Annotated in this window: 14 protein-coding genes and 1 tRNA gene; 11 read left to right on the forward strand and 4 right to left on the reverse strand. The window is 48.1% G+C overall.

The annotated features are described in order from the left end of the window. Positions 1 to 28: 28 nt before the first annotated feature. From GXP22_01395 to GXP22_01405, 3 genes are all read right to left on the reverse strand, one after another. Positions 29 to 406 (reverse strand): type II toxin-antitoxin system death-on-curing family toxin, encoded by a 378-nt coding sequence (locus GXP22_01395; GenBank protein ID NOX08141.1) that lies wholly within the window; start codon positions 404 to 406, stop codon positions 29 to 31. Beyond that, positions 403 to 615, reverse strand: coding sequence for a hypothetical protein (locus GXP22_01400; GenBank protein ID NOX08142.1), 213 nt, complete (start codon positions 613 to 615; stop codon positions 403 to 405). The genes GXP22_01395 and GXP22_01400 overlap by 4 nt, the downstream gene beginning before the upstream one ends. A 112-nt stretch (positions 616 to 727) precedes the next feature. Next, positions 728 to 1,123, reverse strand: coding sequence for a hypothetical protein (locus GXP22_01405; GenBank protein ID NOX08143.1), 396 nt, complete (start codon positions 1,121 to 1,123; stop codon positions 728 to 730). A gap of 81 nt (positions 1,124 to 1,204) precedes the next feature. Between GXP22_01405 and alaC the strand changes: the two genes are divergently transcribed. The 7 genes from alaC (at position 1,205) to recJ (ending at position 9,552) form a co-directional block, all read left to right on the forward strand. Next, a complete protein-coding gene (gene alaC, locus GXP22_01410) occupies positions 1,205 to 2,404 on the forward strand; it encodes an alanine transaminase (GenBank protein ID NOX08144.1) in 1,200 nt (399 codons plus the stop codon). Further along, the gene (locus GXP22_01415) at positions 2,401 to 3,711 is read left to right on the forward strand and encodes a homoserine dehydrogenase (GenBank protein NOX08145.1); all 1,311 of its coding nucleotides are present in this window, start codon (positions 2,401 to 2,403) and stop codon (positions 3,709 to 3,711) included. The genes alaC and GXP22_01415 overlap by 4 nt, the downstream gene beginning before the upstream one ends. A 58-nt stretch (positions 3,712 to 3,769) precedes the next feature. Further along, positions 3,770 to 4,963 carry a GGDEF domain-containing protein gene (locus GXP22_01420; GenBank protein NOX08146.1) on the forward strand — a complete coding sequence of 398 codons (1,194 nt, stop codon included), beginning with the start codon at positions 3,770 to 3,772 and terminating at the stop codon, positions 4,961 to 4,963. Between the two features lie 74 nt (positions 4,964 to 5,037). Further along, the gene (locus tag GXP22_01425; GenBank protein ID NOX08147.1) at positions 5,038 to 6,264 is read left to right on the forward strand and encodes a hypothetical protein; all 1,227 of its coding nucleotides are present in this window, start codon (positions 5,038 to 5,040) and stop codon (positions 6,262 to 6,264) included. Further along, positions 6,254 to 7,333, forward strand: a complete 1,080-nt coding sequence (locus GXP22_01430) for a hypothetical protein (GenBank protein ID NOX08148.1) — start codon at positions 6,254 to 6,256, stop codon at positions 7,331 to 7,333. The genes GXP22_01425 and GXP22_01430 overlap by 11 nt, the downstream gene beginning before the upstream one ends. A 269-nt stretch (positions 7,334 to 7,602) precedes the next feature. Further along, complete coding sequence (locus GXP22_01435) at positions 7,603 to 7,812, forward strand: hypothetical protein (protein NOX08149.1); 210 nt, start codon at positions 7,603 to 7,605, stop codon at positions 7,810 to 7,812. 21 nt (positions 7,813 to 7,833) lie between these two features. After that, positions 7,834 to 9,552: a single-stranded-DNA-specific exonuclease RecJ gene (gene recJ, locus GXP22_01440; GenBank protein NOX08150.1), complete on the forward strand. Its 1,719-nt coding sequence runs from the start codon at positions 7,834 to 7,836 to the stop codon at positions 9,550 to 9,552. A 49-nt stretch (positions 9,553 to 9,601) separates the two neighbouring features. Here the strand turns inward: recJ and GXP22_01445 are convergent, their stop codons facing one another. Continuing rightward, positions 9,602 to 11,248: a LysM peptidoglycan-binding domain-containing protein gene (locus GXP22_01445; protein ID NOX08151.1), complete on the reverse strand. Its 1,647-nt coding sequence runs from the start codon at positions 11,246 to 11,248 to the stop codon at positions 9,602 to 9,604. Positions 11,249 to 11,313: 65 nt separating this feature from the next. Here GXP22_01445 and GXP22_01450 point away from each other — a divergent pair, with 65 nt between their 5' ends. From GXP22_01450 to GXP22_01465, 4 genes are all read left to right on the forward strand, one after another. Next, positions 11,314 to 12,093, forward strand: coding sequence for a class I SAM-dependent methyltransferase (locus tag GXP22_01450; GenBank protein NOX08152.1), 780 nt, complete (start codon positions 11,314 to 11,316; stop codon positions 12,091 to 12,093). Further along, the gene (gene rnhA / locus GXP22_01455) at positions 12,086 to 12,532 is read left to right on the forward strand and encodes a ribonuclease HI (protein NOX08153.1); all 447 of its coding nucleotides are present in this window, start codon (positions 12,086 to 12,088) and stop codon (positions 12,530 to 12,532) included. Before GXP22_01450 ends, rnhA begins: the two co-directional genes overlap by 8 nt. A 116-nt stretch (positions 12,533 to 12,648) precedes the next feature. Then, positions 12,649 to 13,368, forward strand: coding sequence for a DNA polymerase III subunit epsilon (dnaQ, locus tag GXP22_01460; GenBank protein NOX08154.1), 720 nt, complete (start codon positions 12,649 to 12,651; stop codon positions 13,366 to 13,368). A gap of 103 nt (positions 13,369 to 13,471) precedes the next feature. After that, positions 13,472 to 13,548, forward strand: a tRNA-Val gene (locus tag GXP22_01465). Positions 13,549 to 13,622 lie beyond the last annotated feature (74 nt).

Raw genomic sequence — 13,622 nt, forward strand, 5'->3', positions numbered from 1 at the left:
TTTACTGGATTTCGTTAAACTATCAGCGCTATAGCGACCTGACTGTCCTGGTAATCCATGGCTGCAGGTGTGCCATATCGCAGCTATCAGTTTCAAATAGATTCATGAGAAATCCATGTGCGGTCTTTGCCCCTACAACAAAGTGGTAACCATTCATACGCAGGAAGACATCGGTGGCAAAAAAGGCAACGCGTTTATTACCATCGATAAAGGGATGATTCTTGATTAATGACTCGAATAGCGCCGCAGCCATTTCAAACAGACTATGGTAATAACCGGTTTGTGGACGATATAATGCACTCTCCAGCAGGCCTAAATCCCGTACACCCTCGGCACCACCGAATCGTTTAAGTAGTACAGAGTGCATCTCCAGTACTTCATCCAGGGTGAGAAAGTGATTACTCATTTAGCCAAGAGCTCACCCAGTTCTTCATTGTCTCGAATGGAATCATTCAGGTGTGATAATACGGCAGGACGCACGCGTCGACGTTGCAAATACTCCGTAATGGCTTCATTGACCATGCCAGATATATTTTGATGGGACTCGTGGGCTGCAACCTTGAGTTCTTCCCAGACGGCCTCATCAACCTTTGAACTGATTTTTATATTTGCCATACGGTCAGGTTAGTTGACATAACCTGACATGTCAAACCAGGGTATGGGGGCTACGCTATTACCCGAAAGGTAGGGTGCGTATCACGCACCATGGTTTTGGTGCGCAGGCACCCTACGGGACTATCAGTGCTACGGCGACCTGACGACCCTCGGATAACAAAATGTTATAGGTGCGGCTGGCGGCGGCGCTACCCATTACCTCAACGCCAATACCTTTTAATAGAAAGTGTTTAAGCAGGGTGGTGGATAATATCTGTTGCTGGCTGCCGGTGCCTATCAGCAAGACCTCAGTGGTCGGGCTAATGGCATCAAGGATAGCCTCTGCCTCGATGTTATCTGCTGTCTGGATATCCCAGGGTTGAATCTGTCCAGCACTGATGATAATGCTGTGTGTGAACTGTTTATTGTTGATGCGTACGCAGCCGGGCTCATAGGCCCGAATGAGGGTCTGTTGTGAATCGTCCAGTTCAGAAAAGCGCATAGCCATATTATAAACGACTATATTCATTAAAAAAATAGAACTATCCCTGCTAATTAAGTATTATTAGGGATTATTAGCTGATTATAACTATTTTGGATTTGATACGCTGTGCTTGACGAGTTCCCGAGAATAAAAAGACTACCCCCCTATGTATTCAATATCGTCAATGATTTGAAGGCTCAGGCGCGTGCGCGGGGGGAAGATATTATTGATTTTGGTATGGGTAATCCGGATCGACCGACACCGGATCATATCGTGCAGAAACTGGTCGAGGCGGCACAACGGCCTGATACCCATCGTTATTCGGTTTCCAGAGGTATCCCACGGCTACGCAAGGCGATTTGTGACTGGTATGCTCGACGCTATGATGTTGAGCTTGATCCGGAGACCGAGGCCATTGTCACCATTGGCTCGAAAGAGGGGTTGGCGCATCTGGCATTGGCGACGGTGGGGCCGGGTGATGCGGTACTGGTGCCCAACCCTGCCTATCCGATTCACCCCTATGGTTTTGTTATAGCCGGGGCAGATATTCGCCATGTGCCATTAGTGCCGGGGGGCGACTTCTTCTCTGAACTGGAAAAGGCGATTAAAGACTCCTGGCCTAAACCCAAGATGTTGGTGCTGAATTTTCCCGGAAATCCAACCACTCAGTGCGTGGACCTGGATTTCTTTGAAAAGGTGGTGGCGATTGCGCGCGAACACAAGATCTGGGTGGTGCATGATATTGCCTATGCTGATCTGGTGTTTGATGGTTACAAAGCCCCCTCTATTCTACAGGTTGAGGGTGCAACTGAAGTGGCAGTGGAATTCTATTCACTCTCCAAGAGTTATAATATGCCGGGTTGGCGGGTCGGTTTTATGTGTGGTAACAAGACCCTGGTGGCGGCACTGGCACGAATAAAATCTTATCTGGATTATGGTATGTTTACCCCGATACAAGTGGCGGCTATTCATGCGCTGGAGGGGCCGCAGGATTGTGTGCAGGAGATTTGTGATACCTATCGTTGTCGTCGTGATGTGCTGTGTGATGGACTGAATTCGCTCGGCTGGGTAGTCGAGAAACCGAAGGCAACCATGTTTGTTTGGGCACCTATTCCTGAGCGTTACAAGGCGATGGGTTCGTTGGAATTCACTAAGAAATTATTGACTGAGGCGAAAGTGGCCGTATCACCAGGCATTGGTTTTGGTGCCTATGGGGATGATCATGTGCGTTTTGGTTTGATTGAGAATGAACATCGTACACGTCAGGCCATTCGTGGTATTCGTGATATGTTTCGTAAAGATGAAGAGCAAGGGGTAACTTTTTGAAACCGGTAAATATTGGTGTGTTAGGGTTGGGTACTGTTGGTGGTGGTACAGTTAATGTGCTGCAACGTAATGCAGAAGAAATTGAACGTCGTGCGGGTCGTCGTATCCATGTGTCACATGCCTCTGCACGTGATCTGAAACGTGCCAGGATCTGTAGCACTGAGGGTATTAAGCTGAGTGCAGATCCCCATGACGTGGTTAATGATCCGGAAGTGGATGTCATTGTTGAACTGATTGGCGGCTGTGATCTGGCACTGGAGCTGGTATTACAGGCAATTGCCAATGGCAAACATGTGGTAACGGCTAACAAGGCTCTGATTGCCTTGCATGGTAACGATATCTTTGCCGCCGCACAGAAACAGGGTGTGATGGTGGCGTTTGAGGCCGCTGTGGCGGGTGGTATCCCTATTATTAAGGCACTGCGTGAGGGGCTGGCGGGGAACCGTATTGAATGGTTGGCGGGTATTATCAATGGTACCGGTAATTTTATCCTGACTGAGATGCGTGACAAGGGTCGTGACTTTTCTGATGTGCTGAAAGAGGCACAGGAACTTGGTTATGCTGAGGCCGATCCCACCTTTGATGTTGAAGGTATTGACGCGGGGCACAAGCTGGCAATTCTTGCCTCACTTGCTTTTGGTATCCCCTTGCAGTTTGATAAGCTCTATGCCGAAGGCATTACAAAAATTACTCGTGAGGATGTCAGTTATGCCGAGGAACTGGGTTATCGTATTAAACACCTGGGTATCTCGCGACGTACCGATAAAGGCATTGAATTACGCGTCCATCCAACCCTGATTCCACATCGCCGTCTGATTGCCAATGTTGATGGTGTGATGAATGCAGTGCTGATTCAGGGCGATGCTGTGGGGCCAACCCTGTATTATGGTGCGGGTGCGGGTGCCGAGCCAACCGCCTCTGCTGTGGTGGCTGATTTGGTTGATGTGGTTCGAGTGCTGACGGCTGATCCAGAAAATCGTGTGCCACACCTGGCGTTCCAGCCGGATGCCTTGTCGGATATCCCAATCTTGTCTATGGATGAGGTGGAAACGGCCTATTATTTGAGAATCCAGGTTGCTGATCAGCCGGGGGTGTTGGCAGATATTACGCAGATTCTGGGCACGCTGGGTATTAGCATTGAGGCGATGGTACAGAAGGAGCCCGGTCTCAATGCAGACAACGTGACTATTATCCTGCTGACGCATCAGGTGCGTGAAGGTCAGATGAATGATGCTATTAAGCAGATTGAAGCACTCACTACGGTGCAGGGTTCAGTTAATCGTATTCGAGTAGAAAACCTGGGTTAGAACCGGGTACAGTGCGGGCACCCATATCCTGTCGTTCATTCGTGTTGTTTTAGGGGGAATGATTATTCGAGCTTTATTATATCTGTTGTTGCCTGTCCTGTTTTTGGGCGGGGCTTTATTGTTTTATCAGAAGGTGCCGTATCCGGCGCAGCATTATCGTGATGTTCTGGGCCTTATCCCCTACTTGTTATTAATCGCTGGCCTGGTGCTGGCATTTCAGTTTAATCGCGCACGTTTATTCTTTATTCAGGTTTTGTTCGCGCTGGTTTATCTGATGCCTCTGGTTTTACCGCAGGCCATAACGGGGTTGACGATATTACTGTCTGTGCTGGTGTTCCCGTTAGTGCTATTGCTTGTCTTGTTGCCAGAGCGGGGGATATTCACCCGCATGGCGCTGTTTCATTATATCGCCTTGTTATTGGGGGGATTACTGGTCGCCTGGTTGTCTATCGGGCAACCCACCTTGCCAATGAGTTGGATTGAACATAGCTATGTGCCTGTGCGTTATATGGATTGGACGACACTGGCTCAGACCGGTGTGTTGTCGATGTTTGTCAGTTTTATTTTACTATTGGCCTTTTATATTGCCTGGCCTTCGATGGATGTTGCCGGGATACTTGGGGCACTGGCATCTTTTGCTATCCTGTTTCATTATCAGTTTGAAGGTCTGGTTATCGTTTATGTGGCGATTGCCTTTGCCTTGATGTTTATCTTCCTGATCCTTCAGGAAACGTATCGTATGGCTTATATTGATGAGTTGACGGAGCTTCCGGGACGGCGTGCGCTGAAGGAAAAGTTACAGAATATATCGGGAAAATACAGTGTTGCGATGCTGGATATTGATCATTTCAAGAAGTTTAATGATACCTACGGACATGACGCGGGTGATAGTGTATTGCGTATGGTAGGTGGCCGCCTTCGATCTGCTGAAGGAAGTAAAGCCTATCGTTATGGTGGTGAAGAGTTTACTATCCTGTTTAGTGGTAAAAAAGTACCGGAAACAGTGGCCTTATGTGAAAATATACGGCATTCCATTGAATCGGCTGATTTTGTAATCAGACGACAGGATCGACGCAAGGACAAGAAAGGCGCGAAAAAGGCCCGTTTCACCAATAAAAAGGTGACAGTAACTGTGAGTATTGGTTTGGCAGAGAATACCGCGCACATGGCGAATGCATGGGATGTAGTGAAGGCGGCAGACAAGGCGCTTTACCGCGCCAAGAGAAAGGGACGAAATTGCACTTCAAAATGACTGCTTTTTTAGGTAAAATGGCGAGGATGACTGTGAATAATAACGATAAATATCTATATGGGTATGGGAGTTGAGTGTTGATATCTAAAACGCCATTAAAGAAAGAAGATATAAAGCTGGGTGAACCTATTCCCTGGGCAATATACAGTTCTACCGGCATTTTGCGTTTAAAAGCCGGTCTCTCTATTTATTCAGAAAAAAATCTGGATATACTCATTGATTCCGAGATGTTACGTGATGATGGACCAGGCATGAATGATGATAAACTGGAATCTGTCAAAGAGGATGTGGCTGAGGTAAAGGATGATTTTGATGATCAATTTGATCCCTCGGAATTTCAGCCTGCCGATATGGCCATTATCGAACATAACTCAGAACGTCCCTTTACTCACATTGATCAGTTTATTCGTAGTATAAAACCCCTGCTGGAAGATATTGTTGCGGGTGTTGAAGGGACCGATGGGCGAGTGATTATTCTAGCGAAGAATATCCAGGTCTTTATGGAAAGCTATTCCGATGCCGCCATTGGTGCTATCCATCTTTATTATCCACATCCCTATTCCATTACTCAGCCTATCTATGCGGCCTTTCTGGTTGATCTGGCCTGCCAGGCTATGAACTACAGTGGTGAGGATCGTCTGTCTACGGTGGCTGCTGGGCTGACGGCAAACCTGGGTATGTATAGTATTCAGGATGACCTGAATAATCAGGTTGCTCCGCTGACAGATGAGCAACGTAAACAAATTGAGCATCACCCCCTGATGAGCGTGCATATGCTGAAGAAGATTGGCGTCAGTAATCATCTGTGGATGGATGCTATTCTGGGACATCATGAGCGTGCTGATGGCTCGGGTTATCCTACGGGTGTCGGTGCGGATATGATCCCGGAGGCATCACGCCTGCTGGGGATTGCCGATAGTTATCTGGCGATGATTACCAAACGTGCCTATAACGATTTATTACAGCCCAGACTCGCCTTGCAACAAATATATAGCTTGGCAACGGCCGAGGATAAGTCGACTTTTATGTCCTTTATAAAACAATTAGGTATCTATCCTCCGGGTACTTATGTGCGTCTGGCCAGTGATGAGATTGCCATTGTAATCAGCAAGACCAAAAAGGATTCATTGTCTTGTGTGGTGGCCTGTGTGCTGAGCCAGAATGGCCTGCGTCTACCCAAGGTGCTATTCAGGAATACCCATGATCCCTCTTATAAGATTGTTGACTTCTTGCCGGCAGATGATCTGCCTAATGTTGATCCATTTGAATTGTGGTCCAGCGCTAATCTGAATGTCTCGTAGTTCTTTGGGAAACGCGCAACGAATTCATCTTATAGTGCCAGAGTTATTATCCAGACCGATGCTGGATATGGCCTCTTGCCATCCTTATAATCCTGATCAGCATTCACTGCATACTTTGTTATCGAGGGCATCATCTGTCCAGCATACTGCGCTAAATTTCGATCATGCGTTATTTTCATTATTAGGTGTAGAGACAACAACGCAGCAGGATCTGCCGCTGGCTGCCTGTGCGGCCAGGGTGGAGCTAAAGCAGAATGACAGCGACTGGTTGTTACTTGAGCCTGTTCACTTGCGTGCCGATCAGGCAACATTGCGTTTATTTGATGCTCAGGTATTAGGGCTTGAGGCTGAGGAGATAAATGCCTTGTTTGCCGCCTGCCAGGCTTTTTTTGCAGAACATGGTCTGGTGCTGGAACGAGGTGAAGGGCAATACTGGTATCTTCAGTTTTCACAATGCACTGCTATTACAACAACCTCTTTATATGAGGTGATAGGGCAGAGTATTGATCCCTTGTTACCCGTGGGGGACGATGCCATGTATTGGCATCGACTGATGAATGAGTTGCAGATGATGCTGCATACACACCCGGTTAATGTTGAGCGCGAAGATAAGCGTCAGCCTATGGTGAATAGTGTCTGGCTCTGGGGTGGCGGTTCATTGCCAACGATAAAAAACAGCACGTTTTCCAGCGTTTGGGGCGGTGCAGTTGAGGCGAGGGGATTGGCGCAGGCGGTGGGTGTTGTTCATGCCCCTTTACCCAGTGGGCTATCTGAGATTAACTTGCAACAATTATCTGCGGGTGATCATTTGCTGATTATAGATAGTTTGCTGCGTCATGCGGCTTATCAGGATGTGGATGACTGGTTTGATGCCCAGGTGCAATTGTGTAGAGATTGGTTTCAACCGTTGCTGGAGGCTTTGCGTGAGAGACGGGTTGATGAACTTGTGATTTATCCGGTTAATGGTCGTTGTTATCGGGTGGGTCGTCGGCATTTGTATTGTTTTTGGCGACGGGTAAAGAACCTGAGTGCGTTTAAAGAAAATGTACCTGGTAGGTTCGAGACATGAATCGCTCTTCTCTTGCAAATACGAGTTTTGACTCGTGCCATCTCTCACATTGGCCTACATGAGAGACAAGTTCAACATACAAATGACAGAGATAGGGTGCGTACCACGCACCATCCCAGACTACCCGTGTAAGCGGGATGTGTGGCCGGTGGGATGTCAGTGTGGTACCTGTGGTACGTGCTTAAGGGGACACAGCAGATAAAGCCTTGCTATGTCCCCTCGAAGAGTTCCACGAACTTCAACCATCGTGCGGAAATAGGTGATTTTCTATGGCACGTTATGGTTTTCCTGTGCAGCAGGTTAGTAAAAATCTGGCAGTATTATTATCACTGGATGTTGGAGTGATTTTAATGGGTGAACAACCGAAAATCGCTAATCCAACCTACATCTTTTATGTCATCCTCGCGCATGCGGGGATCTATAAAACTTTGATATACTACTCAGGATGGATTCCCGCCTGCGCGGGAATGACAGATTAATGGGGCAGCAGTGGAATAGTAATGAAGATTAGATCATTTCCAGTTAATAATATTGAGGATGATTTATCACAGGATCTTCATCCCATGCTCAGAGCAATTTTTTTGCATCGTAATATTAGTTGCCATGAACAGTTGAATACCGGCATGGATGCGCTTGCCAATTTTCATTCATTAAAAGGAATCGGTGATGCGGTGGCGTTATTGGAGACGGCTCTGCGTGAACAACAGCGTATTCTAATAGTGGCGGATTTTGATGCGGATGGTGCGACCTCTTGTGCTCTTGCCCTGCGTGCCCTGGCGATGATGGGGGCAAGCGATGTTCATTATGTGGTGCCGAATCGTTTTGAATATGGTTATGGGCTGACCCCGGAGATCGTTGAGGTAGCGGCGGGTTATCAGCCGGATCTCCTGGTTACAGTGGATAACGGAATATCCAGTATTGATGGCGTAGCCGCTGCGCGTGCCAAGGGAATACGTGTGTTGATTACCGATCACCATCTACCGGCACAGCAATTACCGGATGCTAATGCCATTGTGAATCCGAATCAGCCGGGGGATGAGTTCGTGAGTAAGAACCTCGCCGGGGTGGGTGTTATTTTTTATGTGTTACTGGCACTACGATCTTCCTTGCGTGATAGGGGTTGGTTTGATCAACAGGGGATTGAATGCCCTAATTTGGCAACCTTACTGGATATTGTTGCGCTGGGTACGGTTGCTGATGTGGTGCCGCTGGATCAGAACAACCGGGTGCTGGTGAGTCAGGGGATTAAACGGATTCGTGCTGGTCGTTGTGTGGCAGGCATCAAGGCCTTGCTGGAGGTGGCGAATCGTCCTTGGCAGACCTTGGTGGCAGGTGATCTTGGTTTTACCGTTGGTCCACGTTTGAATGCGGCGGGTCGTCTGGAAGATATGTCGTTAGGGATTGAATGTCTGTTAACCGATGATCCACAACGTGCCAGGGAGTTGGCACAACAATTACAAGATCTTAATTTACAACGTCGACAGATTGAGGGTGATATGAAGGTGCAGGCAGAAGAGATCCTGTCACATCTCAATATGGTGCAGGCATCGGCCCCTCGGGGTCTGTGTCTATATGATAAAGACTGGCACCAGGGTGTGATTGGTATCCTTGCCTCCAGGATCAAGGAACAATATCACCGGCCAGTAATTATCTTTGCCGATGGCGATGAAGGTATGATCAAGGGTTCGGCGCGTTCGATTGCTGGTTTTCATATCCGTGATGCACTGGATCAGGTGGCAAGTCGCCATCCTGATTTGATTAGCAAGTTCGGTGGGCATGCGATGGCGGCAGGTCTCAGTATTCGTTATGCCGAGCTGGATCGCTTTACCTGTGTCTTTAATGAAATTGCCTGTGAACACTTAAAAAGTGAAGACCTTGAAGGCCATATTCTTAGTGATGGTCACCTGGATATCGCAGACCTGGATATCAATTTTGCTGAGCAACTGGAACAAGCGGGGCCATGGGGACAATGTTTTAGTGAACCGTGTTTTGATAATGACTTTATTATTCTGAATCAGCGGGTAGTGGGTGAGAAACACCTTAAACTGGTCGTCGCCCATCCTGATCACCCGGCACAGGCAATTGATGCCATCGCTTTTAATCAGGCACCAATGCCAACGAATGTGCAACAGGCTCGATTAGCCTATCGGCTGACGGTTAATGAATTTCGTGGTGTTAGAAAAGTGCAGTTGAATGTTGAAGCTGTTTTATTAGGTTGATTGCATGTATAGGAAGAGTCATTCCCGCATACGCGGGAATGATAATAAGTTACCCCTCAGCCTGTTTGGTGATATCAATCATAATCTTCAGCCGCTGTCCAGGTTGTAGATATTTGTCTCTTGAAATCTTGTTCCAGCGACAGACATCGCGAGTTAATACCTTGAAGCGTTGACTGATCCTGGCGAGTGAATCCCCACGCCGAACGGTATAACGAATGGTGCGCAGGCGCGTACTCTTTGGAGTGATAGTAAAGGGGTTGTTACGCACCACGGTAGTTTTTTGAGTATCAAGGATGATGATTTTTTGTCCTTGTCGCAATATATCCCTTGGTGCCATGTTATTCCATGCCGCCAGTCGGCGCACGGACACCTTGTATTTGCGTGCCAGATCCCATAGGGAATCACCCGCTTGTACGATGAGGGTGGTTTTTATGCGGCTACTAGACTGGGCAATCTTGCGGTTATGACGTTGACTCAGGCTCAGACTGTATTGATCAAGATTCTTTTGTGCCACCGGTATCAACAGGTGTTTACCCGCACGGATCTGACTACTGCTGATATTATTGGTGTCCTTAAGTAAGCGGGTGGTGGTGTGGTAACGCTGGGCAATATGTCCTAAGGTCTCGCCGGACTTGATCTTATGACGTTTCCACTGGATGCGATCTCCTGGATCAAGTGCTGTAATTTGTTGGTGGAAATGTTGTGCCTGGGCAATGGGTAACACTAAGTGATGAGGCCCGTTGGGGTCTGTCGCCCAACGATTAAAGCCGGCATTTAGCTTATAGAGTTGTTCCAGTTTAACATCGGCCAGTCTTGCTGCCAGTGCCAGATCAATCTGTCCCTGGGTATCAATGACTTGAATAGCCGCTTCATTTTTGATCTCGGGCAGTTTAATATTATATTGTGCGGGATCTTTTATGATACGGCTCAGAGCAAGCAGTTTAGGCACGTAGTGACGTGTCTCCCGGGGTAGATCAAGATCCCAGAATTGCATACTGCGACCTTTTTTCTTGTTGCGTTGCAGAGCCTTGTTAACGGTGCCGGAGCCTGAATTATAGGCCGCCAGGGCGAGTAGCCAGTCACCATTAAATTCTTTATGGAGTTCTTTGAGATAACGAATGGCTGCACGGGTGGAGGCAATGGCATCGCGTCTGCCATCGTACCACCAGTTTTGTTTGAGGCCGTACATGCGACCAGTGGAGGGGATAAATTGCCACAGACCTGCGGCTCTGCCATGGGAGTAGGCGAAGGGATCGTAGGCACTCTCGACGATGGGTAGCAGGGCAATCTCGGCGGGGACTTGTTGTTGTTCGAGTTCGGTCAGAATCCAGTGTAGCCAAGGTTTGGCACGGTTGAATACGCGTGCAAGATAGGCCGGGTGGCGGGTGTACCAGTCAAGATGTCCGTTAATGCGTGGGTGCGTGGATGGTTCCAGACGAGAATTCCCCCGCAGTCTTGACCATATATCATGTTTGTCGATGGTTGGCGGTTTAATCGCTGCAGATACGACGGTATCTGTTACTTCGACAGCGACGACATCGGGTGTCTTTGTTTCCTTGATCGGCTCACGTTCGGTTGCCAGAACAATGGTGTTGTTTGGTTGGGCTTTGGTTGGTTTAGTCTGCTGTTGCAGAGCACTACAACCCGTGATAAGCCAGAGCATCAATAAAAATGGAATCAAACGTCGTTGTGTCATAGTGTATTTACGGTGTATCACGGTAGGGTGCGCATCGCACACCAAAAAAAGGTATTATCTCATACATGAAAGTAGATACCACTGGAACTGACCTTCATTATACCTCAGGTCGCCGCCTGTGTGACTGGTATCGGCAGCCATTGGGGCAACTGTTGGCTCAATGTGAGCATCAGGCGCTGGATGATGTTATTGGCGAGTTGTTTGGTTATCAGCAGCTAACAATTGCCTCACCCTGGGACTATGATTACCGCAATAAGGGGCGGATTCAGTATCAATATCATCTCGGGCTGGGGTCGATGCGCGTGCGTGATATGGATATCGTGGGTGCCGCCGAGGCATTACCAATTATGACCGATAGTGTTGATCTGCTGGTTTTACCTCATCTGCTGGAACGGAGTGATGATCCGCATCAGGTCTTGCGTGAGGCAAATCGTTGCCTGGTGTCCGGCGGGCATCTGATTATCTTTGGTTTTAACCCCTTTAGTCTCTGGGGGGGGTGGCGCAAACTGGTTAGCTGGCGTGGTCTGGCACCCTGGAACAAACGTTTTTATTCGGTGTTTCGGGTTAAGGACTGGTTATCATTATTGGGTTTTGATGTGTTGCAGGAACAGCGCATGTTTTATCGCCCACCGATTAATCACGAGCCGATTATGCGTTATCTGGGGGTGATGGAAAAGATTGCCTGGCCCCTGCCAACAGCGACTTATATGTTGTTGGCACAAAAACGGGATATTAGCTTTACTCCGATTAAGCCGACCTGGGCTCGGGTGCCGGGCATGTTACCCACGGGACTGGTTGAACCTTCTACCCGAGGGATGCAAAGAAAGGGGATTGTAGATGAATGAACAAGTTGTTGAAATTTATACCGATGGAGGTTGCCGTGGTAATCCGGGTATCGGTGCCTGGGGAGTTTTGTTGCGCTACAACGGCACAGAAAAACAGTTTTCAGGGTCAGTACAGGAGACCACGAATAACCGCATGGAGTTGACAGCAGCGATTAAGGGGCTGGAAAGCCTGACTAGAGGCTGCAAGGTTCGTCTGACCACCGATTCACAATATGTGCAAAAAGGTATTACTGAGTGGATTATCGGGTGGAAGGCAAGGGGTTGGAAGACAGCAGCAAAGAAACCGGTTAAGAATGTTGATCTATGGCAACAACTGGATAAGTTGGCAGCGAATCATGATGTTGAATGGCATTGGGTGCGCGGTCACAGTGGACATGCCGAGAATGAGTTAGTCGATCAACTCTGTAATCAGGCGATGGATCAACTGGAGAATAAATAGATGACCTGTCATTCTCGCGCAGGCGGGGATCTGTGGGTAGGGTGCGTACTACGCACCAATAGCTTTAAGTTATCCTCGCGTAGGCGGGGATCTGTAATTAATTAGAGGTTCCTTAAATGCGTCAAATTGTACTTGATACAGAAACCACTGGCCTGAGTCCAAAGCAGGGTCATCGCATTATCGAGATCGGTTGTGTTGAGCTGATTAATCGCCGTCTGACGGGTAATAACTGGCATCAATACCTGCAACCGGATCGAGAGATTGATGCTGGGGCGATGAATGTACATGGCATTACTAACGAATTTCTGATTGATAAACCTCGTTTTGAAGATGTTGTTGAAGAATTTATTGAGTTTATCGGTGATGCCGAGCTGGTGATCCACAATGCACCCTTTGATACGGGCTTTCTGAATCATGAACTGGAACGATTAAGAGCCGGTTGGGGCAAGGTATCGGATCGTTGTGGCATCCTGGATACCTTAAAATTGGCGCGTGACAAACATCCCGGTCGAAAGAATGATTTGGATAGCCTGTGTAAACGTTACGAGATAAATACCGAGCGAGAGTTACACGGTGCCTTGCTTGATGCCGAGATCCTGGCTGAGGTCTATCTGGCAATGACCGGCGGGCAAAGTTCTCTCCTGGCTGATGCGCAGGAAGAGGGTGCCGAGAATTCCGCTGGTCGCTCATTAGGCAAGGTACAACGGGATGGATTGGAACTCGTTATTATTCGTGCCAATGAGCAGGAAAGCGAGGCTCATCAACAGACCCTTGAGCGTCTAAAAAAGGCGAGTGGTGCAGAATCCGTCTGGGCACAATGCGAGAATAAGACGTAGCAGGTAGGGTGCGCACTGCGCACCATTCTGTGGAAATCCATAGCTATTATTTACAAAACGAGTTTACTAACGTCCCCCATTGCTGTATCTTTGCGCACTCAACAGGCGCGTAGCTCAGTTGGTTAGAGCACCACCTTGACATGGTGGGGGTCGTTGGTTCGAATCCGATCGCGCCTACCAAAATTAATCGTAAAACCGGGGACAGACCCCAATTAAATAAGGGCAGACCTAAGGTCTGCCCTTATTTAATTGGG

It is taken from the genome of Gammaproteobacteria bacterium (genome assembly GCA_013151035.1).
In the GTDB taxonomy this organism is placed as follows: domain Bacteria; phylum Pseudomonadota; class Gammaproteobacteria; order JAADJB01; family JAADJB01; genus JAADJB01.

What these genes read in the sequence shown, in the direction of transcription:
- rnhA (NOX08153.1), top strand. Translation starts at nt 12,086, where the DNA reads ATGAATGAACAAGTTGTTGAAATTTATACCGATGGAGGTTGCCGTGGT.
- GXP22_01445 (NOX08151.1), bottom strand. Translation starts at nt 11,248, where the DNA reads ATGACACAACGACGTTTGATTCCATTTTTATTGATGCTCTGGCTTATC.
- GXP22_01430 (NOX08148.1), top strand. Translation starts at nt 6,254, where the DNA reads ATGTCTCGTAGTTCTTTGGGAAACGCGCAACGAATTCATCTTATAGTG.
- GXP22_01395 (NOX08141.1), bottom strand. Translation starts at nt 406, where the DNA reads ATGAGTAATCACTTTCTCACCCTGGATGAAGTACTGGAGATGCACTCT.
- GXP22_01405 (NOX08143.1), bottom strand. Translation starts at nt 1,123, where the DNA reads ATGAATATAGTCGTTTATAATATGGCTATGCGCTTTTCTGAACTGGAC.
- GXP22_01450 (NOX08152.1), top strand. Translation starts at nt 11,314, where the DNA reads ATGAAAGTAGATACCACTGGAACTGACCTTCATTATACCTCAGGTCGC.
- GXP22_01420 (NOX08146.1), top strand. Translation starts at nt 3,770, where the DNA reads ATGATTATTCGAGCTTTATTATATCTGTTGTTGCCTGTCCTGTTTTTG.
- dnaQ (NOX08154.1), top strand. Translation starts at nt 12,649, where the DNA reads ATGCGTCAAATTGTACTTGATACAGAAACCACTGGCCTGAGTCCAAAG.
- recJ (NOX08150.1), top strand. Translation starts at nt 7,834, where the DNA reads ATGAAGATTAGATCATTTCCAGTTAATAATATTGAGGATGATTTATCA.
- GXP22_01435 (NOX08149.1), top strand. Translation starts at nt 7,603, where the DNA reads ATGGCACGTTATGGTTTTCCTGTGCAGCAGGTTAGTAAAAATCTGGCA.
- GXP22_01400 (NOX08142.1), bottom strand. Translation starts at nt 615, where the DNA reads ATGGCAAATATAAAAATCAGTTCAAAGGTTGATGAGGCCGTCTGGGAA.